Raw genomic sequence first — 19,757 nt, 5'->3', positions numbered from 1 at the left:
AATAAGTACACAACATTATCCGCATTCATTTGATTAGGCTTTATGCAAGATAGCTATTACCCGTTACCGGGCGGGCCAGTATTAATACTGGACGAGCAAACACCCTTCCCGCCATTGCAACAGGCACTCACGGAGCCCAACGGGCTGATTGCGATCGGTGGTGACCTGACGGCACAACGGCTGCTGGCGGCTTATCAGCGCGGGATTTTCCCCTGGTTCAGCCCCGGTGAACCTATCTTATGGTGGAGCCCTGATCCGCGCATGGTCTTGTTTCCTGCGGAAGTCACCATCAGCCGCTCCCTGCGCAAAGTGATACAGCAGCAACCATTCGAGATCCGTATCAATACGGCCTTTGCAAGCGTGATCGCAGCATGCGCCAACACCGCCCGCCCCGGCCAGGATGGCACCTGGATATCTGCCGAGATGGCACAAGCTTATGACCAGCTACACCAGCTTGGTTATGCGCACAGCGTAGAAGCCTGGCAAAACGGCACGCTGGTCGGCGGCGGCTATGGCGTGAAGATAGGGCGCATGTTTTATGGGGAAAGTATGTTTCACCATGTCAGCAATGCGTCCAAGGTGGCGTTTGCCCATCTGGTGCAATGGCTAAACACCCAACAAGTCGGTATGATAGATTGCCAGATGCACACGCCTTTGCTGGCCAGTTTTGGCGCTTATGAAATCACCAGAGACCGCTTTATAGAAACAATGAACCACCTGCACACGACGACTTCCGCCACCCCTTTGGTCTCGCCATCCACACATGACGCTGCCTAACGATGCCTCGCTGCAGAAATTGCAGTTTTATGTGACCACCGCGTATCCCTGCGGCTACCTGCCAAAAAAACTGGCGCAAAGCCTGATCGCCACGCCGCAAAACCTGGTCGATGCCAGCGTCTACAGCGGCCTGATCCAGCAAGGGTTTAGACGCAGTGGCAAATTCGCTTATCGGCCGCATTGCGAACAATGCAATGCCTGCATTTCGGTACGCTTGCCGGTCAATGCGTTTACTGCCACCCGCAGCCAGCAACGTGCGCTTAAAAAGCATGCCGATCTGCAAATCACCATTATTGAAGCGGGCTATCACCAGGAACACTTTGCCTTGTATCACGCCTATCAGAAAAACCGGCATGGCAATGGCCCCGACCACATAGGCGAACTTGAAGATGAGGCCTCGCAGTACCAGCAGTTTTTATGTCAGACCAATGTTGAAAGCATCATGATCGAATTCAGGGATGCGCAACAGGTGCTTAAAATGGTGAGCGTGATTGACCTGGTCGCTGATGGACTTTCGGCCGTGTATACATTTTACGATACCAGCGACAAGGCCAGTTATGGCACCTATAGCATCCTGTGGCAGATCGAGTGGGCCAAACAACTGGCCTTGCCCTACCTGTACCTGGGTTACTGGATCGCCGATAGTGAAAAAATGACTTACAAGCAGCAGTTCCAGCCGCAGGAAAAACTGATCGATGGCGAATGGGTCATATAAGTGGTGACTGCGCTTTAGTCCGCATGTCTGCTCTCCCGCATGATTAAGCATTCCCTACACTCACTCGCCAAACAGTTTTGCAGCGGCATTTATGTCAACAGTACCGATGCGGCACTGTGGCGTGAAACGTTTACATATCTCGCGGATGCCAACGACGACGCCATCTTTCTCAAAAATAAAATTCAATCGTTATGGCTGACCTATGGCGGGGATGTGCGCGCCAAAATCAAAGACGATGCACTGGTGCTGAAAGTATTGAAAAAAGCACTTGCTGGCTATGCCGGTGAGGGCGTGACCCTGTACCGTGGCGAGAGCTGGTTCCTGTTTGACCAGAATGCCATCGGTTTCTGCTGGACGCTCTCTGAAGAAACTGCCAGCAACTATGCCAAAGGGTTGAACGCGGTAGAGTCTGGCGGGGTGTTATTAAAATGTTATGCGCCGGCTGAATCCATTCTAGCCGCGCCGGAAGCTGATCAAACAACGCACGGCAATGTGTTTATCTGTGACCCGGGCAAATTATTGCGCCTGACTACGTTGGCACTTTTCCCCAAGCCTTAGCCATTCACCGTTAACGCGGCTGCTTGCTCCACTGGCCGTAGCCTTTAAATTGCGCCTGCACTGACTGCATTTGCTCCGCGCTCAACAATGGGGGTTCGCCCAATTGCAATAACCGCCAGTATTGCTCGCACAGGCTTTCCACTTCCACCGCGATGGCCAGCGCCTGCGAGACATCCTGCCCTAACGCAAGCATACCGTGGTGCGCCAGCAAACAGGCTTTGCGCTCTTGCAAGGCTGGCAATGCCGTATCCGACAGTGCTTGAGTGCCAAACAACGCATAAGGGGCGCAGCGTATGCTATCGCCACCCACCACTGCGATCATGTAATGAAATGGCGGCACATCCCGCCCCAGACAGGCAATGGTGGTGGCAAACATGCTGTGGCAATGCACAATGACATTCACTTCTGGCCGTGCCTGAAAAATATCTCTATGGATACGCCATTCACTGGAAGGTTTTTTTCCGGCTTCTGCAGTGCCATCCCACTGCATAAACACCATGCTTTTTTCTGATAATTGCTCGGCGGGCACGCCAGAAGGCGTCACCAGCAAGCCATCACTGAGACGGATACTGGCATTGCCGGAGCTGCCTTTATTCAAACCCAGGGTGGCAAGGCTACGTGCGGCATGTAACAGTTGTGCGGCGGGTGCTGGGCTTGTCATTGGGCGTGCTCCATGGCGTTGGATTGTGCTAACTGTAATTGTTCAGGGCGATATACCCCGCGCTCGGTAATGATGCCGGTGACTAACCTGGCGGGCGTGACATCAAAGGCCGGGTTCAAAGCCTGGCTTTCATGCGGGATCACCCGCACCCGCCTGAGCTGCCCATCCTCATCCTGTCCTTGCATGTAGGCCACTTCGTCTGCATCGCGCATTTCTATCTCGATCGCAGCGCCTTGCGCCAATTGCCAGTCTATGGTCGGTGTAGGCACCGCCGCATAAAATGGCACCCGCTGGTCATAGGCCGCCAGCGCTTTAAGGTAGGTGCCGATCTTATTGCACACGTCGCCATTATGAGTGACGCGATCTGCACCGACAATCACCATATCCACCTGCCCATGCTGCATCAAATGACCGCCTGCATTATCGCTGATCACCGTATGCGGCACGCCATGCTGCGCGAGCTCCCAGGCCGTCAAACTCGCTCCCTGATTGCGTGGCCGCGTCTCGTCTACCCACACATGCACCTGCAGCCCGGCATCGTGCGCGGCATAAATCGGCGCCAGCGCCGTACCGCCATCGACAGTGGCTAACCAGCCTGCGTTGCAGTGCGTGAGAATATTGACTGCGCGGTCAGGGTCCGCTGTTACCACGGCAGCAATCAGCCCTAATCCATGCTGGCCTATCGCCATGTTTTGCACCACATCTTCATCAGCGATGGTTTGTGCAAATGCCCATGCAGCCTGCGCCCGTTGCGCAACGGGGATGACTAACAGCTGTTGCAACATGCGCTGTACCGCCCAGGCCAGGTTGACAGCCGTTGGCCGGGTGGCCATTAACTGTTTGGCGACACTTTGCAGGGTTTGGTCATCTGCCTGCTGCTGGCAGCCTAGCACCATGCCATAAGCGGCAGCAGCTCCGATCAGCGGCGCGCCACGCACCTGCATGCTGCGGATGGCATGGCACATTTGTATATGCGTTTGCAAACGTCCAATCACTAGCGCGAAGGGTAATTGGGTCTGGTCTATGATACAAACGGTGTCTGCATCACGCCAAATCGTACGGTAGTGCTGGTTGTGGATTTTCATGAATTCAAAAACGATATGGTTTATTTTTATTTACAAAAATGTGTGTAAAAGCGCTTGCATTTTTTTGTAGGACCAAGCCCGAATTTTCCATCCACAAAAACTGTGGATAACTTTGTGGATTGCTGTGTCTTAAAAGCGTAACTTACCAATTTATAAGGGTTTTTTCCAAAAGTTCATTTTTTAATCTATTTTTTTATCCTTTAAAATCAATAACTTAATTAGCACCACTATAATTGAAACACTTTCGTGACATTCTTAATGTGTCACTTTAAGTCATGTGCATAAATGCGCTAATTTAGGAAAAACTTGCAAAGAATTTTTACCTGTCATTTCAATGAGTTGCGAAATTTCAATGCGCCGAATTGACGCCAATTCTTCAGCTATTCTTTTTAATTGATCGGGGCTGTTGCGACCCTGATGTCCGATCCAGACTGGCTGAATATCCGGCGCATCTGTCTCCAAAACGATATGTTCCAGCGGCAATTCGGCGGCCAGTTTTCTTATCCTCAATGCACGCGGCCAGGTCATCGCCCCGCCAAATCCCATTTTCAGCCCCTGCGCAGCCATCGCATCGGCTTGTTGGCGGCTGCCATTAAATGCATGGGCGATGCCCTGATGGATATCATGCTTGCGTAAGTATTTGAGAATGGTGTCTATAGAACTACGCACATGCAGAATCACCGGTAACTCAAATTGTTTGGCCAGTTGCAGCTGGCCTTCAAGCATGGCGATCTGCTGCGCTTCATTGTCGCGTGTGATATAGAAATCCAGACCGATCTCGCCGATGGCAACCAGCTGATGCGCCTGCGGGCCTGCCAGCACCTGCGCTATGGTCTGTTGCAAGTCATGCAACGCTGATGCAGGCGCCTGATCGACAAACAACGGGTGCCAGCCAAGGGCGAACACCGCCTGCGGATGGTCTGCGCACCATTGCATGATCGGCTGAAAGGTCGCTGCTGTCACACCGGGGATGACGACCGCGCGCAGCCCTGCCTGTAATGACGCTTGCCAGACCGCCTCGCGGTCAGCATCAAATTCAGGCGCATCCAGATGGCAGTGGGTATCAATCAGCATAGGGTTGGTTAATTAACGTAGTGTGGCCTGAATGCGGATATCCTGGTCAAAATGGCGGACATCCACAATATTCAAGGCCAGCGATTGCGACATGGCTGTGTAAGCAGGTAGCGCAAACATGCCTGCACTGGCATCACCCATCAGCTTGGGCGCGTAGTAAAGCAGCAACTCATCGACCAGGCCGGTTTGCAACAAGGCCCCATTCAGTGCAGCGCCCGCCTCTACCATGACTTCATTGATTTGCTGCTCTGCCAGCTTGTGTAGCAAAGCAGCGACATCCACCTGCCCGTCAGCATTTGGCAACGCCACCGTTTGGACACCCAGTGACTGCAATCGTGCCAATTTATCTTGCAATGCCTCTGTAGGCGCCGTGGCATAGGCAATGATGGCCTGGCCTTGCTGCAAGACTTTCGCCGCCAACGGGATACGTAACTGGCTATCCACAATCACGCGCAATGGCTGCCGCGTGCTTTCCACATCACGCACCGTCAGCGAAGGGTCATCGTGCAACACAGTACCTATGCCGGTCAGCATGGCGCAACTGCGGGCGCGCCAGTGATGCACATCACGGCGGGCCGCCGGGGAAGTAATCCATTGACTGACGCCATTTGCCAATGCAGTTCTGCCGTCCAGGCTGGCAGCCACTTTTAAACGCACATAAGGCCGTTGCTGCATCATGCGCGAGACAAAGCCAGGGTTGAGTCTCAGCGCCTGCGTCTCCAGCAAACCAGCACTCACTTCAATACCGTGCGTTTGCAGGTAAGCGATGCCTTTACCCGCCACCAGCGGATTCGGGTCTTGCATTGCCACGACCACACGGCTGACCCCGGCCTCCACCAGCGCATGCGCACAAGGCGGCGTGCGCCCGTAATGGCTACAAGGCTCCAGCGTAACGTAAGCGGTAGCACCTTTGGCGTTGATGCCCGCCTGACGCAAGGCATGCACCTCAGCATGCGGCTCACCGGCCTTAAGATGCGCGCCCTCGCCAATCAACTGCCCGTTTTTCACGATCACGCAGCCTACATGCGGATTTGGGGAGGTCGTATACAAACCGCGTTCGGCCTGTCTAAGCGCCTGCGTCATCCATTCAAAATCTTGTGTTATCCATTGCATAGTCAGATGATACAAAAAAACCCGCGACTACGGGTTTTTGTCTGTGGTTATGGTGTGTCAGTAAACAAAGGAGAAAAGTGCAAGCGGGAGGGATTTTCTATGAGGTGAGGGAAGAAACGCTGATTCTCAATGTCGTAACTCTTGATGCAATTAAAGAATTTTTCTAAATGAAAGCAGGCTTTTAGATGCAATTTTTTCGCCTGTAGACGACTTTCTTCTATGTTTGTCCTGTTGCACGCGCTGAAGGATGTAATCGGTATTTCTTCGGATGGTTAAGCATTCATTTTTTTCTGCTTTTTTGCACCATTCCTTTTCGCCCCTAGGCGAGTGACTTTTCTTTGCTTGCCCAAAGAAAACGTAACCAAAAGAAATGCACCCTAGCTTCCGCTTGTTTCCTGCGTTGCTCGTCAACGTGGGCGTCCAACGAAACTCGCCCTGACAAGCCACACAGAGCGTGGCTTGTTGCGGAACTCGAACAGCCGCTGGCCGAAGGCTCCCACGCTGACTACGCTACTCGGCGCGTCAGATAGGGGCCCGTGAAAAACACCACGCGGTTACTTAAGTTCGAACTCTCACATTGATTCCCGCCAAACCGCTGAAATAAAACATAGCAACAAAATAAAGCAATAAAGCCCACCAAAACAATGGACTTGGTTTGGTGGGTTTAGTCTTAGGAGTTAAATTAGGTTGCTTAGCGCGCTCAGCCCATTGCGTTCCACTACTGCTTCATCGTGGTGGCTTTAACCGGGCCCCTATCTGACGCGCTGAGTAGCGCAGGCAAAATAAGGAGGAAGGGAGCGACTGTCTGAGTTCCGCGGTGGCTTGCGTTTTTTGCAAGCCGCTAGGGCGAGTTTCGTGACCGCTTATGCCTAAGTCCGGCAAAGCAACGGACGAAAGTCCTAATTCGAGCAACGCAGGGAACAAGCGGAAGCTAGGGTGCCTTTTCTTTTGGTGACTTATTCTTTGGGCAAGCAAAGAAAAGTCACTCGCCTAGAGGCGAAAAGGAATGGCTAAATAGAAAGCCGAACCATCCAAAGAAATACCGATTAAAGCTTCTAGCAAAGCCTATCTAAAGGTAGATATTTAATGCGAGGAAATCTGGCTATGCGTCAGCCTGCTGTCCTGATCAAAATAAATACGCAGAGCATGATACACATGCATGCATTTGCCAAGGTCATATTCCAGCGCATTGGCATCTTCAAGGCTAGGGCGGCCAAGCAATGCCATGACCGCTTCCTTTTGTGCGCCACGAATGAGGATATGATTTTTGAGGTCATAAGCCATATCTCCGCGACGACAGTCTTTTTGCACGGTGTTGGATAGTTCTATCCAGTGGGTCTGGTCAAATTTTTCACTGCCAAACACCGCCTGGTCTTTAAAGGCCCACCAGGTGAAAAATACGATGGTCAGGATAAGCGTAAATACCGAAAGCACGATCGCAGAGATTTTTATCAGTTTCATGCGCCCACCTTTAGGGTTATTTTTGTGACTGGTTAATTGTCCAGATCCCGGATGGCATTATGGAAGTCATCCACATCCGAAAAGCTCCGGTAGACGGAAGCAAAACGGATATACGCCACCTGGTCCATTTGTTTCAACTCTTGCATCACTGTTTCACCCAGCAAGCGCGCCGGTACTTCACGCGCGCCCAGGCCAAGTATTTTCTGCATAATTCTGTCGAGCGCTTTGTCCACATACTCGGTTGGCACCGGGCGTTTGTGCAAAGCGCGCGTAAAAGAAACCCGCAGCTTTTCACGTTTGAACTCTTCACGCGTGCCATTTTGTTTCACCACTTGCGGCAGGTGTAATTCTGCCGTTTCATAGGTGGTAAAGCGCTTGTCGCACGCCGGGCAGCGCCTACGCCTGCGGATGGAGTTCCCCTCTTCATTCAGACGGGAATCCACCACTTGTGTATCGTCAGCACCGCAAAACGGACACTTCATATCAAGCTGTCACGATCAGGCTAGCTTATTTGCCGTAAACCGGGAATTTATCCGCCAGGGCATGTACTTTTGCCTTGGTCGCCGCAATCACATCAGCACTTTCAGGGTTATCAAGCACGTCGGCGATCAGGTGCGCGACCTGCTCTGCTTCGGCTTCCTTGAATCCACGTGTCGTGATCGCTGGTGAACCGATACGGATACCGGAGGTGACGAACGGGCTTTCCGGGTCATTCGGGATCGCGTTTTTGTTCACGGTGATATGCGCCTGGCCCAGGTAAGCATCAGCCGCTTTACCAGTCAGGTTTTTAGGACGCAGATCAACCAGGAACACATGTGACTCGGTGCGGCCAGAGATAATGCGCAAACCACGCTCTGCCAGTGTTTTAGCCATGGCACTGGCGTTTTTCAACACTTGCTCCTGATACACCTTGAATTCAGGCTGGGCAGCTTCCAGGAAAGCAGTCGCTTTACCGGCGATCACGTGCATCAACGGGCCGCCTTGCAGGCTAGGGAACACGTTGGAGTTGATGGATTTCTCAAACTCGGCTTTGGCCATGATGATACCGCCGCGTGGACCACGCAGCGTTTTGTGCGTGGTAGACGTCACGAAATCTGCATGTGGCACCGGGTTAGGGTACACCCCTGCGGCGATCAGGCCGGAGTAATGCGCCATATCGACCATGAAATAAGCGCCGACTTTTTTAGCGATCTCAGCCATGCGTGCCCAGTCAAAACGCAGCGCATAAGCAGAGGCACCACCGATCAGCAACTTGGGTTTGCACTCTAGGGCAATACGCTCCATCTCGTCGTAGTCGATCTCTTCTTTATCGTTCAGGCCATAAGGGACGATATTGAATAATTTACCGGACAAGTTGGCTGGAGAACCATGCGTCAAGTGGCCGCCGTGGCCCAGGTTCATCCCCATGACGGTGTCACCTGGTTTCAGGATAGAGAAATACACTGCCTGGTTAGCCTGTGAGCCGGAGTGTGGCTGCACGTTGGCATATTCAGCGCCGTACAAGGCTTTCAGGCGATCAATCGCGATTTGCTCAACTTGATCGACAAACTCACAGCCACCGTAAAAACGCTTGCCAGGATAACCTTCGGCGTATTTGTTGGTCAGTTGCGAACCTTGCGCTTCCATCACTGCCGGGCTGGTGTAGTTTTCTGAAGCGATCAATTCAATGTGCTGGTGCTGACGCTCAACCTCTTGCGAGATCATTTTGGCTAAAGCCGGGTCGGCAACATCTAAGTTTCTTGAAAAGCTAAACATGACGATCAAGTTTCCGTTGACATAAAAATTAAAGCCGGATTTTAACATGATGCGCCCCTGGCTTGCACTTTTCTGCTGAAGTGACTTCCGTGAAAACTAGTCATTGGGTCAACGCGATTGCATTGTTTCCACGGATAGGAAGATCAGGCTAGGTAATTTTAATCATGCGCCAGCATTGCCCATGACGCACCAAACATGTGCACATAGCAAAACAGTTGTTGAATTGGCAACAATTAAAACGGCTTAAAATTAGTCTATGTGCATGATTTAAATAACATTTAATATTCTGGCACAACTTATGCTAAATATAATCCGTAAGCGTATCTCCAAAATCGCTCCCTAAGCCCAACTTCGGTTGGGCTCTTTTTTTGCCTGCGTTTTATTGCAGGCTGGGAAACACTCACGGATTAAGTACAGATTAACGCTTGCCTGAAGACTTTAATTTTTGCAGGGTTTGCTGGCAGCCTTCATTGGCAGGTTGATCACCACTACCAGGGTCGAGGAAAGGCAGGATGGCAGCAAATGGCGTCACCAGTGCCAGCAGCACGCCGCCCGCCACGCGTGCCGCAATCGGGCCCGGGCTGACGGACACGGCAGGGGCAACGAAGGGGCCAGTCACCAGGATAGGCGAGCGTACGGTAAACGGCGAGAAGTTTTTCGGATTGGCTTGCAGCTTGAGGTTAAACTGCTCTTCGCCCAAATCCATATTGCCATGGATATACACTGTGGTCACCGGAGTATCGATCAATGCCGCCTCCGGTGTCAGCACACCCTGTTTGGCATGCCAGCCCATGGCAGCACATTGCATGGGGATAGAGTGATCGCCCCTTAATAACAGGCCTACGCTTTGCGCGATATCCAGACCAGCCGCTTCCACCACCAGGTGCGAGATTTCGCCATCACGCACCATCAACGCCAGCTGGCCATCCAGCGTTTTCAACAATGCAGCGGTAGAACGGCCCTGCCCTGTCAGTTTTGCCCTGGCGTTTAACTGGCCGCTAATATAGGCGGGCGCATCCTTGGCGGCCTCTTTCGCTGCTTTGTCCTTGGCGGGCTGATCTTCCGGTTTAACCTTTAACCATTTCTCAAGCTGGATATTTTTCAAGGCCAGCTGGATATCCCACTTCGGCGCTGGAAGACTGACAGATTCCGCTTCGGAAGTCGCTTCTGGCGCGTCGATCAACAACGCACCGGACAAGCTACCTTGCTCAGTACCCGCATGCAGCTTTGCCACCGTCAGCTTGCGGTCTTGCAAGGTCAATTGAAAATCCAGCGGCGAGATGCGTTCTTTAAATATGCTGCCGAGGTCAACCGCATCGAAATGGATTTTGATATCGGCGTTCATACGGTCGTAGGTCGCAAAATCCAGCGACTCATCCGGGAATACTTTGCCCGGTTTTTTATTAGGCGCGCCTGTTGCTGTTGGCGCTGGCGCACCGAATGCCGGGGCCAGGTCGGCCAACACAAGCAATGGGCCTTTCACGTCACCGGTCAGCTTGGGTTTTAAATCGCCATAGTCATACACGAATTGCCCGGCCAGGCGGCTCTGCCCTATTTTTGCATCTGAGACATTCACTTTCCATTGATCAGTGTTTTTTTCAACTGCGGCAGCGATCTTGAATGGTGGCGTACGCGGAAAAGCCAGGTCCAGCAGATCACCTACATCAGCTAATGAAGGGCCGTCCACGCTTAACTTGCCTTTTATGCGCTGGGTGCCGAACAAGTCATAAACAGCGCCGTCAAACTTGAGATTGACCGCGCCATATTTCAACCAGCCCTTGGAGTTGATAGGCGCAGAGTCTTTGCCTTGCGTAGCGACAGGCAAAAAGCCTTGAGTGACCAGTTCCCCCTGCAGCGGGCGTTTGCCAAACTCGCCTTTCACCTTGAGGCTGGATTCAGGCGTTTTCAGATGCGCCCCTTCCTCAGTATAAAACGTCGTGGTCAGGGATGCTTTGCTCACGGCGTCATCAATGCTTGCCTGGCCTTTGTTCACAGACAATTCTTCAATAAACGGGAACGGACGCGAAGGGCCGGAATCATCCAGTTCAAAATCCCATGTCGCATGTTTTTTATTATCGCGCTTCATATAGGCATCAAGCTGTTCTGCGCGTATGGTTTTGATGCGATATGGCTGGCCTTCTTTTAACTCCAGCAGATCGCGATAGCGTAACTTAAGGTCCAGGCCTTGCGCATCGACCAGATAAGGCACCTTGAATTCTTCAGGCGCTGAAATCCTCAGATGCCCGACTTGCAGTCGCGGCCCGCCCAGTAATTGCAGATGAAAAGGCCGTTCGATAACCACATCCCGCTTTAATGTCTTGCTGGTGAAATCCTGCAAGGGTTGACGCAAAAACGGCCAGCCTGCCAGTTCGCAGCACACGATAATGACGACGAGTGCCAGTAAAATGCCAGCCACCCACCGCAGTATTCTGATGCCTGTTTTTTTGACGGATGATGGCCTGGCTGAAGTATTGTTCGTAGATTGATCATTCATACCAACATCTTGCCACGCTCAAGCAGCATGACCAGTCAAGCCAGTCTGACAAGGCTGTAGGAGGATTCTTTCAAGCGCTATGCTTTACCCATCATATCGCCGGCAGTCAGTTATAATTTGCACCATATAAACCCAGAAGGACGAAATTGAAATGAAATGGACTGACAGCCAACGGATTGCCGAAGAACTGTATGACAAATATCCTGATATCGACCCAAAAACCATACGATTTACCGATCTGATGCAGTGGGTCATGGCACTGGACGGCTTTGATGACGATGTCTCGCGTTGTGGCGAAAAAGTGCTGGAAGGCATTCAACTGGCCTGGATAGAAGAAGCCGAATAAATGCATTTGCCAGGCTCTATTTTTAAAGCCTATGACATCCGCGGCATTGTGGATGACACCCTGACCACCGACATTGTTTACCAGATAGGCCTGGCACTGGGCACGCAAGTGCACGCCCTTGGCGAGCAGGCCATGTGCGTAGGCTACGATGGCCGCTTATCCAGCCCCGCGCTGGCCGCAGCCCTGACAGAAGGCATATCAAGCACGGGCATACACGTCATTTCGCTAGGCATGGTCACCACGCCCATGCTGTATTTTGCGACGCACCATTTGCCGCAAATCAGCAGCGGCGTGATGGTGACCGGCAGCCACAATCCACCGCAATATAACGGCCTGAAAATAGTCATCGCCGGGGAGACGCTCAGCAGTGCTGCCATACAGGCGCTCAGGCAGCAGATCGCCCAGCAGCAGTTTCATCGCAGCGCTCATCCCGGCCAGATTTCTACTCACGACATCTATCCGGCCTATCAGCAAACCATAGTGGCCGACATCCAGCTGGCGAGGCCCATGCACGTGGTGGTTGATTGTGGCAACGGTGTGGCGGGCGCCTATGCGCAATCTTTGTTTGAAGCACTAGGCTGCAAGGTTGACCCCTTATTTTGTGAGGTAGATGGCAACTTTCCCAACCACCATCCTGACCCGGTAGAAGCCAAAAACCTGCAGGATGTGATCGCAAGACTACGTATCGGCGATGCCGAAATAGGCCTGGCGTTTGATGGCGATGGCGACCGGCTCGGTGTCGTCACCAAACAAGGACAGATCATACGCAGTGACCGCCAGCTGATGCTGTTTGTGGCTGATGTACTCAAGCACCAGCCGGATGCCAATGTAGTCTTTGATGTGAAATCGACCCGTCATTTACGCCATTGGATACAGCAACATGGCGGCACACCGGTGATCTGGAAAACAGGTCATTCTTTAATGAAAGCGAAGATACGCGAAACCGGTGCCGCCATTGGTGGCGAGTTATCCGGGCATCTGTTTTTTAACGATAGTAAACTGGGCAGGCAACGCTGGTTTGGCTTTGATGATGGCCTATACAGCGCCGCACGTTTACTCGAAATCGTCAGTCGCGTGGCAGATGCCAGTGCCTTACTGGAAGCCTTGCCGGACAGCGTCAACACCCCGGAACTACAGATCGCCATGCCTGAAGGTGAGCCGCACGCATTGATTACGCGATTACAACAATCCGCCCGCTTTCCAGCGGCGACCGAAGTCATCACCATTGATGGCTTGCGAGTAGAGTATGCAGATGGTTTTGGCCTGATGCGCGCATCGAATACCACGCCGGTACTGGTGCTGCGTTTTGAAGCCGATGATGAAACCGCATTACTGCGCATACAAGAGCTGTTTAAAGAAATATTACTGAATGCCTACCCCGACTTGAAAATTCCTTTTTGAGTCACCATTGAATGAGCATGTCTAATCCTCAACGTATTACCCAACGACTACTTTCCCGTGGCCAGAGCCTGTTATATATCGTGCTATGGCTGGGCCTGGCCGCACTGGTCTGGCTGCTGGTCGATCGCGTACAGCACCCCAATACGCTGGAGCAAGTCGGCAAACTCAATGTCGCCACGCTTAAACGCGGTCCAGATGGGCATTACAGTGCCGAAGCGCTGATCAACGGCGAGCGCGTGCGCGTACTGGTGGATACCGGCGCCACCGGTGTCGCCATCTCCCAGCATGTGGCAGACCGTCTCGGGCTGGCCAGCACGGATGCGATCAATACACACACCGCCAACGGCAACGCCGTTTCTTACCTGGTGAGACTGAAAACCGTACAACTGGGCGGCATAGTCGCCAACGATGTCGCGGCTACGATTACGCCAGGGCTGGAGGGCGATGTACTGTTGGGAATGAGCTTTTTGGGGCGTATGGATGTCAGGTTATACCGCGGGAAAATGACCATACGCGAAGGCGAAGACAGCACAACACTTTCTTCAGACACTGAAGCAAAGAACTAGCTGCGTCTAAAACCAAATTCCAGCACAAAATACTGCGGATTCAGTGGCGCCAGTGATCCGCGCAATTTGGCTAACTCTTGCTCCGCCCCATGTATTTCTATTTTCACCAGTGTTGAGACTTCGCCCATCTCATGCAATATGGGTCGCAGGTTATCCAGATGGGCTAACAAGGCATCGGCATCCTGGAAGCCTTCGCGGCAATGCGCAAAGTCGCCATCAAAACTAAATCCGTAATATAAACAGCCGGCCTCACGTGCCGACCACTGCACGTACTTTTCGCAAATAAGGCGAAAAGTGCCAGCCTTACCGGGATGGATTTGAAAATAAGGGGCTACAGAACAACAGCGATCTTGAGTTGCCATGATTAATTTCTCGAATCAGCACGGCTTAGCGAGCCAGTTCAGCCCCTTCAACCACTACCCGGAAAAACTGTAACGCGGCCTGGTCCTGGATGCGGATGCCAGTTTCTACCGTCCCGCGTTTGCCGGGTGCAATCCCGCCGGTAATCAGCATGGAGCGCGTCTGATTGACCAGGCGGCCATGGCTATCGTATTGCAGCATCCTGACCTGCACGCGTCCGACCGTCACATTACTGTTGTTCTGGACTGCGGCATAAACCTGGCCGGTATTATCGGCGATCGGGCCAGAAGGCAGGTAGCGGGCTGGATTGCGTGGCAAATCGATGCGCATGGCACGGGCGGCGGAATCCTTGCCGATATCTGAATCAGAGCTGGCGGCCAATTGATAATGTTGCAAAGCCAGGCCGGTTTCGCCACGGCCTTCGGCAATTTGCCCAAGCAAGGCATAGCCGGGTGCTGTCGGCAACAGCACATTGGCTTTTTTCAGGAACGGTTCGGCCTGTTCTTTTTTGCCTGCATTAAACAGCGCAATACCGCTTTGCACATAAGGTTTGAAATAATCCGGTTGCAACTTGATGGCCTTGTCATACAAAGCCAGCGCTTCAGTGGTATTTTTCTGTGTCAGCGCGATATCGCCTAACAACTCCTGGAATCTGGCCTCCTTGGGTTCTATGCTGATGGCCTTTTTAGCTAAAGACTTCGCTTTGTCGGCATCGCCTTTCTGCAGGGCGGTTTTGCCTTCATCGTAGGCTTTATAAGCCTCCCGCGTCGCCATCAGCTTGCTGACTTTCTCGGCGTACACTTGTTTGCCCATTTCACCACCAGCCCCCAGTTCAGCCAGCGTTTTCTTGTTCTCATCGACGCGCTCTTGTGAAGGCGGGTGACTGGCAAACAGGCCAGTGATAAAGTCTTGCCGCTTGCCTTCGCTCAAGCGGACGAAGGTTTCCTGCAAAGTCACGGCCGCTGCCGGGTCATAGCCGGCCAGTTTCATATATTTCATGCCATAAGTATCAGACTCTGACTCTGCATCGCGGCCATATTTGCTGGTGATCAGCTGGCCGCCCAGCTGCGCGCCGCCGACCACCAGATTGGCATAATTTGAATCGCGGGTGGCCAGTCCTACCGCCAGCATCGCCCCCTGCATAAATATGCCCCGTTCCATGCCTTTGGCACCATGGCGCGCAGCAGCATGCACGATCTCGTGACCAAGCACTGCCGCCAGTTCGGCCTCACTATGCAACTCATAAAGCAGGCCGCGGTTGAACGCGATCTTGCCCCCTGGCATGGCCCAGGCATTGGGGACAGAGTCATTCAACACCACAAACTCATAGGGCAAATCCGGGCGATCAGACACCGCTGCCAGCTTTTGCCCTACCTGCTGCACATAGCGGGTCAGCTCAGCATCAAGAACATAATCGCCGCCTTGTGACTGCCGCGCAGGACTGTAATTCTGCTGTCCAATCTGGATTTCCTTGTCCTGTGAAACGAACTGGAATTCGCGCTCTTTAGTCACGGGGTTGATACCGCAGGCCAGCAAACCCGCAGACAACAAAATCGGGCAAAGAATGGTTTTTTTAATCATTTTTATTACCTCCTGAGCATGAGCCTTCACCATGTGCGTGCGGAATAATCTGCAAGGCGAGCAGCACGTAGCGCCCAGCATGCAAATTGAGTACATAAGGGCTTTGAATACTGATCAACACCGCAACTTCCCCAAGCCGCCATTGTGATTTAAGTAATGACAGTCGGCTGCTGCCTGCCCGTCAACTGTGGCAACTGCGATATCTGGTTTGAGACCGTGATCAGTTCGGCTAATGCGTCCTGCGCATCCAGCTGCTGTTGGGCAGGGTCTTCAGTAAACGCTTCCAGATAGATTCGAATGGTTGCGCCTTCGGTGCCGGTGCCGGACAAACGGATAACGACGCGTGAGCCGCACACGAACAGGATACGCAGGCCCTGGCCGGTACTGACGGAGGCATCAATCGGGTCGGTGTAACTGAAATCATCGACCGTGTTGACGGTATAACGACCAAACGCCTGCCCCGGCAAGCTGGCAAACTGTTGTTTGATATGATTGATGACGGCCTGCGCCGGTGCGGTGGGCACGGTTTCATAATCATGACGCGAGTAGACATTGCGGCCATATTGCTGCCAGTGCTTGCGCACCAGTGACTCCACGCTTTCGCCAGTGGCGGCCAGCAGGTTCAGCCAGCACAGCACTGCCCATAAGCCGTCTTTTTCACGCACATGGTCGCTGCCGGTGCCAAAACTTTCTTCACCGCACAAGGTCACTTTGCCGGCATCCATCAGGTTGCCGAAAAACTTCCAGCCGGTGGGCGTTTCGTAACAATCTATACCAAGCTTTGCTGCGACACGGTCAACCGCCCCGCTGGTCGGCATGGAACGCGCCACGCCTGATAACCCCTGGGCATAGGCCGGGATCAATCTGGCATTGGCCGCGATCAGCGCCAGGCTATCAGAGGGAGTGACGAAAAAATGGCTGCCGAGGATCATATTGCGGTCACCATCGCCATCCGAGGCGGCGGAGAAATCAGGTGCTTGCGGGCCGTAGGCGACTTTTACCAGGTCTTCGGCATAGGTCAGGTTAGGGTCTGGGTGACCGCCACCAAAATTCTCTGAGACTTCGCAGTTCATCAGGCTGTCTACCGGCGCGCCCAGCCGATTGACGAACACTTCTTTGGCATACGGGCCAGTCACTGCGTGCATAGCGTCAAACTTGATAGTATGCCCTGCCGCCAGCCAGCGTTTGATGGCGGCAAAGTCAAACATGCTTTGCATCAGATCGGCATAATCAATCACCGAATCAATGACTTGCACCTCAAAGCCATCCAGCGTGGTGATGCCTATGGCAGACAAATCGACTTCTGGCAGTTCATCAACGATTTTGTAGTGACTGATCTGTTTGCTATTGGCAAAAATGGCATCGGTGATTTTTTCCGGCGCCGGGCCACCATTGCTGGTGTTGTATTTGATGCCGAAATCATCATCCGGACCACCAGGGTTGTGGCTGGCAGATAAAATAATGCCGCCAAACGTCTCATATTTGCGGATGATATTGGACGCAGCCGGCGTGGACAGAATACCGTTTTGCCCGACCAGCACTTTGGCAAAGCCATTGGCAGCGGCCATTTTGATGATCACCTGTATTGCTTCTTTATTGTAGAAACGGCCATCACCGCCCACCGTTAAGATGGCGTTGGCAGGTATCTCCAGCGTATCAAAAATACTTTGTACAAAATTGTGCAGGTAATGCGCTTGTTGAAATACGCGTACTTTCTTACGCAGGCCGGAAGTGCCGGGTTTCTGGTCAGCAAATGGTTGGGTCGCTACAGTTTGAATCAGCATGCACATACACTCAGGTGATTAATGGGTTGCTTTGATTGTATTACAGATTGATGTCAGTTTTTTTGCCATTTCAGCGATTATCCATGACTTTTTTGCGATTCCCCCGCGCTTAAACTACGTAAAATCATGAGCCGTTTTTACGTGATCGCTTCAGGGTCATTTTGCAACGACGGCGTATAGTGGGAGTCATACAAGTACATCACTGAGATGCACTTAATCACCAAAAGGAGATTATCATGTGGACTAAACCAGCTGCTACTGAAATGCGTTTTGGCTTTGAAGTGACCATGTACGTCATGAACAAATAATTCAGCGCTTGTAACACACAAGCTAAGCTGAATAACAAAAACCCGCCGATGGCGGGTTTTTTGTTGCCTGCGTTTAACCGAGTTGCGACCAGAGCAGGTTGAGACTCACACCCATCAGGAAAATAGCAAACGTGCGCTTGAGTACTTTTACCGGCAAGCGCCTGGTCAATGCCACGCCTGCCGGGGCGAACAACACACTCAGCGGAGTAATCAGCATAATGGCTGGCAGGTAGAGCAAACCAAAGGTATCCGGCGCATGTGCAGACTGGCGAATGGCATCTTGCAGATAGCTGACGGTACTGGCCAGCGCAATGGGGAAGCCCAAAACCGCCGAAGTGCCTATGGCTTGCTTGACCGACACATTGCGCATGGCAAGATAAGGCACCGTCAATGTGCCGCCACCAATCGACACCAGCGCAGAAATGACGCCTATCAACAAGGCCACCAGGCTGATTTCCACTTTGCCGGGGACTTTGTGCTGGCTGGGTTTACGGTCTGCAAATAACTGGATCGCCGCATAAAAAGTAAATGCAGCAAAAAACAGCGTTAAATAAAGGGCGTTCAGGTGTATCGCCACCAGCGTAGCCAGCAGCGAACCGACAAACGCCATAGGTACCATGGCCCACACATACGGCCAGACGATATTCTGGTTTTTATGATGCGCGGCAATACTGGAAAGCGAAGTAAACACAATGCAAGCCATAGACGTCGCCAGTGCCATATGAAAAGCGACATCTGCCGAAAACCCTTTTGCCACCAGAATGGCATGCAGCATAGGCACCAGCACAATGCCGCCGCCGATACCGAGTAAACCGGACAACACACCCACTACCACGCCTATCAGGCAAAACAATGCATATTGCTCAATAAAAAGTTGAATCCACTCCATTACCTGCACCAGCCATGACAAAGCACAACAGTATAACTGCTAGCCTGGCGCAACTCCATTAGCAAAAACCCATGCAGTGGCCCCAACACGGCTAGCAGAGATTGAAAATAAAAAAGAATTAAGTTTTCGTAAACGCCAAACAAATCACTTACTCCAGATTGATTATTTGTTACAATTAATCAATGAGCAATCAAATTCAAAAACTAAAAGGCGGTAAAAGGCCAGGCGCAGGGCGCAAACCGGGCTCTACCACACGCCTGGAGGAAACCATCGTTATCCGCATTCCTGCCAGCCAGAAACCTGTGGTGAGCAACCTGATGGAAGCGTATGCAAAAAAACAGCGCTTTGACCAGGCCAGAGAGAACCTTGATCCTGTCGAAGTATTTACGCTACCAGCGCAGCATTTGCATCGCATCAGCCTGCCGTTGTTTGAATCCAAAGTCCCAGCGGGCTTTCCTTCACCAGCCGATGATCATATGGAAGGCCGGCTGGACCCGAACGAATACCTGATTGACCAAGCTGACACTACTTTTTTTGTGACCATCCAGGGTGACTCCATGATTGAAGCGGGACTGATGCCGGGCGACAAGGCGGTGGTCGATAAAGGCAAAATAGCCGTGGTGGGCGATATTGTGCTGGTGATGATTGATGGCGGGTTCACCATCAAAACGTTGGCGAAACAGAAAGACGGCAGCCCAAAACTGCTACCGGCCAACTCCTCCGGGAAATATATGCCTATCCTGATCCAGGAACCTATGCAGTTTCAGATATGGGGTGTGGTGACTGGCTCGTTCAGGCGTTTCAGGCAATAAAAAAACCGGCACCATAA

At 52.4% G+C, this 19,757-nt stretch carries 20 protein-coding genes; 8 read left to right on the top strand and 12 right to left on the bottom strand.

The features are described 5' to 3' along the window. The first annotated feature begins 42 nt into the window (after nucleotides 1–42). Genes aat through ACTS9Y_RS10185 form a run of 3 tightly spaced genes read left to right on the top strand, consistent with a single transcriptional unit; the run spans nucleotide 43 to nucleotide 2,050 of the window. Nucleotides 43–777, top strand: a complete 735-nt coding sequence (gene aat / locus ACTS9Y_RS10195) for a leucyl/phenylalanyl-tRNA--protein transferase (RefSeq protein ID WP_442585815.1) — start codon at nucleotides 43–45, stop codon at nucleotides 775–777. Then, nucleotides 764–1,492: an arginyltransferase gene (locus ACTS9Y_RS10190; protein ID WP_442585814.1), complete on the top strand. Its 729-nt coding sequence runs from the start codon at nucleotides 764–766 to the stop codon at nucleotides 1,490–1,492. The genes aat and ACTS9Y_RS10190 overlap by 14 nt, the downstream gene beginning before the upstream one ends. A gap of 39 nt (nucleotides 1,493–1,531) precedes the next feature. Beyond that, entirely contained in the window at nucleotides 1,532–2,050 is a 519-nt protein-coding gene (locus ACTS9Y_RS10185) for a hypothetical protein (protein WP_442585813.1), read from the top strand. A gap of 10 nt (nucleotides 2,051–2,060) precedes the next feature. On the opposite strand, the gene ACTS9Y_RS10180 is transcribed toward ACTS9Y_RS10185, so the two are convergent. The 8 genes from ACTS9Y_RS10180 to ACTS9Y_RS10145 all read right to left on the bottom strand — a co-directional run bounded on the left by ACTS9Y_RS10180 (nucleotide 2,061) and on the right by ACTS9Y_RS10145 (nucleotide 11,693). After that, complete coding sequence (locus tag ACTS9Y_RS10180; RefSeq protein ID WP_442585812.1) at nucleotides 2,061–2,711, bottom strand: class II aldolase/adducin family protein; 651 nt, start codon at nucleotides 2,709–2,711, stop codon at nucleotides 2,061–2,063. Further along, nucleotides 2,708–3,796, bottom strand: coding sequence for an S-methyl-5-thioribose-1-phosphate isomerase (mtnA, locus tag ACTS9Y_RS10175; RefSeq protein ID WP_442585811.1), 1,089 nt, complete (start codon nucleotides 3,794–3,796; stop codon nucleotides 2,708–2,710). The genes ACTS9Y_RS10180 and mtnA overlap by 4 nt, the downstream gene beginning before the upstream one ends. 273 nt (nucleotides 3,797–4,069) lie before the next feature. Next, nucleotides 4,070–4,870, bottom strand: coding sequence for a TatD family hydrolase (locus tag ACTS9Y_RS10170; protein WP_442585810.1), 801 nt, complete (start codon nucleotides 4,868–4,870; stop codon nucleotides 4,070–4,072). A 12-nt stretch (nucleotides 4,871–4,882) separates the two neighbouring features. Further along, entirely contained in the window at nucleotides 4,883–5,983 is a 1,101-nt protein-coding gene (gene ribD, locus ACTS9Y_RS10165; RefSeq protein ID WP_442585809.1) for a bifunctional diaminohydroxyphosphoribosylaminopyrimidine deaminase/5-amino-6-(5-phosphoribosylamino)uracil reductase RibD, read from the bottom strand. Nucleotides 5,984–7,066: 1,083 nt separating this feature from the next. Further along, nucleotides 7,067–7,444: a hypothetical protein gene (locus tag ACTS9Y_RS10160; RefSeq protein WP_442585808.1), complete on the bottom strand. Its 378-nt coding sequence runs from the start codon at nucleotides 7,442–7,444 to the stop codon at nucleotides 7,067–7,069. A 32-nt stretch (nucleotides 7,445–7,476) separates the two neighbouring features. Next, a complete protein-coding gene (nrdR, locus tag ACTS9Y_RS10155; protein ID WP_442585807.1) occupies nucleotides 7,477–7,926 on the bottom strand; it encodes a transcriptional regulator NrdR in 450 nt (149 codons plus the stop codon). 25 nt (nucleotides 7,927–7,951) lie between these two features. Further along, nucleotides 7,952–9,199: a serine hydroxymethyltransferase gene (gene glyA, locus ACTS9Y_RS10150; protein WP_442586940.1), complete on the bottom strand. Its 1,248-nt coding sequence runs from the start codon at nucleotides 9,197–9,199 to the stop codon at nucleotides 7,952–7,954. Nucleotides 9,200–9,617: 418 nt separating this feature from the next. Next, nucleotides 9,618–11,693: an AsmA family protein gene (locus ACTS9Y_RS10145; RefSeq protein WP_442585806.1), complete on the bottom strand. Its 2,076-nt coding sequence runs from the start codon at nucleotides 11,691–11,693 to the stop codon at nucleotides 9,618–9,620. 151 nt (nucleotides 11,694–11,844) lie between these two features. Between ACTS9Y_RS10145 and iscX the strand changes: the two genes are divergently transcribed. From iscX to ACTS9Y_RS10130, 3 genes are read left to right on the top strand one after another with little or no spacing between them, the layout of a single operon-like run. After that, the gene (iscX, locus tag ACTS9Y_RS10140; RefSeq protein ID WP_379035354.1) at nucleotides 11,845–12,039 is read left to right on the top strand and encodes a Fe-S cluster assembly protein IscX; all 195 of its coding nucleotides are present in this window, start codon (nucleotides 11,845–11,847) and stop codon (nucleotides 12,037–12,039) included. Further along, nucleotides 12,040–13,440 (top strand): phosphomannomutase/phosphoglucomutase, encoded by a 1,401-nt coding sequence (locus ACTS9Y_RS10135; protein ID WP_442585805.1) that lies wholly within the window; start codon nucleotides 12,040–12,042, stop codon nucleotides 13,438–13,440. 11 nt (nucleotides 13,441–13,451) lie between these two features. Then, nucleotides 13,452–14,006: a retropepsin-like aspartic protease family protein gene (locus ACTS9Y_RS10130; protein ID WP_442585804.1), complete on the top strand. Its 555-nt coding sequence runs from the start codon at nucleotides 13,452–13,454 to the stop codon at nucleotides 14,004–14,006. Here ACTS9Y_RS10130 and ACTS9Y_RS10125 read toward each other — a convergent pair. The 3 genes from ACTS9Y_RS10125 to ACTS9Y_RS10115 all read right to left on the bottom strand — a co-directional run bounded on the left by ACTS9Y_RS10125 (nucleotide 14,003) and on the right by ACTS9Y_RS10115 (nucleotide 17,731). Further along, on the bottom strand, nucleotides 14,003–14,275 hold the full coding sequence (locus ACTS9Y_RS10125; protein WP_442585803.1) for a hypothetical protein: 273 nt from the start codon (nucleotides 14,273–14,275) through the stop codon (nucleotides 14,003–14,005). The two genes, ACTS9Y_RS10130 and ACTS9Y_RS10125, sit on opposite strands and share 4 nt — an antisense overlap. Before the next feature lie 118 nt (nucleotides 14,276–14,393). Next, nucleotides 14,394–15,947 (bottom strand): M48 family metalloprotease, encoded by a 1,554-nt coding sequence (locus ACTS9Y_RS10120; protein WP_442585802.1) that lies wholly within the window; start codon nucleotides 15,945–15,947, stop codon nucleotides 14,394–14,396. 149 nt (nucleotides 15,948–16,096) lie between these two features. Then, a complete protein-coding gene (locus ACTS9Y_RS10115; RefSeq protein ID WP_442585801.1) occupies nucleotides 16,097–17,731 on the bottom strand; it encodes an alpha-D-glucose phosphate-specific phosphoglucomutase in 1,635 nt (544 codons plus the stop codon). Nucleotides 17,732–17,967: 236 nt separating this feature from the next. Between ACTS9Y_RS10115 and pqqA the strand changes: the two genes are divergently transcribed. Further along, the gene (gene pqqA, locus ACTS9Y_RS10110; protein WP_081624291.1) at nucleotides 17,968–18,039 is read left to right on the top strand and encodes a pyrroloquinoline quinone precursor peptide PqqA; all 72 of its coding nucleotides are present in this window, start codon (nucleotides 17,968–17,970) and stop codon (nucleotides 18,037–18,039) included. A 73-nt stretch (nucleotides 18,040–18,112) separates the two neighbouring features. Here pqqA and ACTS9Y_RS10105 read toward each other — a convergent pair whose 3' ends face one another. Further along, the gene (locus ACTS9Y_RS10105; RefSeq protein WP_442585800.1) at nucleotides 18,113–18,928 is read right to left on the bottom strand and encodes a sulfite exporter TauE/SafE family protein; all 816 of its coding nucleotides are present in this window, start codon (nucleotides 18,926–18,928) and stop codon (nucleotides 18,113–18,115) included. A gap of 182 nt (nucleotides 18,929–19,110) precedes the next feature. On the opposite strand from ACTS9Y_RS10105, the gene ACTS9Y_RS10100 reads away from it, so the two are divergent. Then, a complete protein-coding gene (locus ACTS9Y_RS10100) occupies nucleotides 19,111–19,740 on the top strand; it encodes a LexA family protein (RefSeq protein ID WP_442585799.1) in 630 nt (209 codons plus the stop codon). Nucleotides 19,741–19,757 lie beyond the last annotated feature (17 nt).

This window comes from Methylophilus sp. (assembly GCF_052173275.1).
Taxonomy (GTDB): domain Bacteria; phylum Pseudomonadota; class Gammaproteobacteria; order Burkholderiales; family Methylophilaceae; genus Methylophilus.
The sequence above is the reverse complement of the archived record's forward strand: the minus strand, read 5'-3'. Positions and strand labels throughout refer to the sequence as shown.

Excerpts from the sequence above, each read along its gene's own strand:
- aat (WP_442585815.1), top strand. The coding sequence starts at position 43 with ATGCAAGATAGCTATTACCCGTTACCGGGCGGGCCAGTATTAATACTG.
- ACTS9Y_RS10190 (WP_442585814.1), top strand. The coding sequence starts at position 764 with ATGACGCTGCCTAACGATGCCTCGCTGCAGAAATTGCAGTTTTATGTG.
- ACTS9Y_RS10185 (WP_442585813.1), top strand. The coding sequence starts at position 1,532 with ATGATTAAGCATTCCCTACACTCACTCGCCAAACAGTTTTGCAGCGGC.
- ACTS9Y_RS10180 (WP_442585812.1), bottom strand. The coding sequence starts at position 2,711 with ATGACAAGCCCAGCACCCGCCGCACAACTGTTACATGCCGCACGTAGC.
- mtnA (WP_442585811.1), bottom strand. The coding sequence starts at position 3,796 with ATGAAAATCCACAACCAGCACTACCGTACGATTTGGCGTGATGCAGAC.
- ACTS9Y_RS10170 (WP_442585810.1), bottom strand. The coding sequence starts at position 4,870 with ATGCTGATTGATACCCACTGCCATCTGGATGCGCCTGAATTTGATGCT.
- ribD (WP_442585809.1), bottom strand. The coding sequence starts at position 5,983 with ATGCAATGGATAACACAAGATTTTGAATGGATGACGCAGGCGCTTAGA.
- ACTS9Y_RS10160 (WP_442585808.1), bottom strand. The coding sequence starts at position 7,444 with ATGAAACTGATAAAAATCTCTGCGATCGTGCTTTCGGTATTTACGCTT.
- nrdR (WP_442585807.1), bottom strand. The coding sequence starts at position 7,926 with ATGAAGTGTCCGTTTTGCGGTGCTGACGATACACAAGTGGTGGATTCC.
- glyA (WP_442586940.1), bottom strand. The coding sequence starts at position 9,199 with ATGTTTAGCTTTTCAAGAAACTTAGATGTTGCCGACCCGGCTTTAGCC.
- ACTS9Y_RS10145 (WP_442585806.1), bottom strand. The coding sequence starts at position 11,693 with ATGAATGATCAATCTACGAACAATACTTCAGCCAGGCCATCATCCGTC.
- iscX (WP_379035354.1), top strand. The coding sequence starts at position 11,845 with ATGAAATGGACTGACAGCCAACGGATTGCCGAAGAACTGTATGACAAA.
- ACTS9Y_RS10135 (WP_442585805.1), top strand. The coding sequence starts at position 12,040 with ATGCATTTGCCAGGCTCTATTTTTAAAGCCTATGACATCCGCGGCATT.
- ACTS9Y_RS10130 (WP_442585804.1), top strand. The coding sequence starts at position 13,452 with ATGAGCATGTCTAATCCTCAACGTATTACCCAACGACTACTTTCCCGT.
- ACTS9Y_RS10120 (WP_442585802.1), bottom strand. The coding sequence starts at position 15,947 with ATGATTAAAAAAACCATTCTTTGCCCGATTTTGTTGTCTGCGGGTTTG.
- ACTS9Y_RS10115 (WP_442585801.1), bottom strand. The coding sequence starts at position 17,731 with ATGCTGATTCAAACTGTAGCGACCCAACCATTTGCTGACCAGAAACCC.
- ACTS9Y_RS10105 (WP_442585800.1), bottom strand. The coding sequence starts at position 18,928 with ATGGAGTGGATTCAACTTTTTATTGAGCAATATGCATTGTTTTGCCTG.
- ACTS9Y_RS10100 (WP_442585799.1), top strand. The coding sequence starts at position 19,111 with ATGAGCAATCAAATTCAAAAACTAAAAGGCGGTAAAAGGCCAGGCGCA.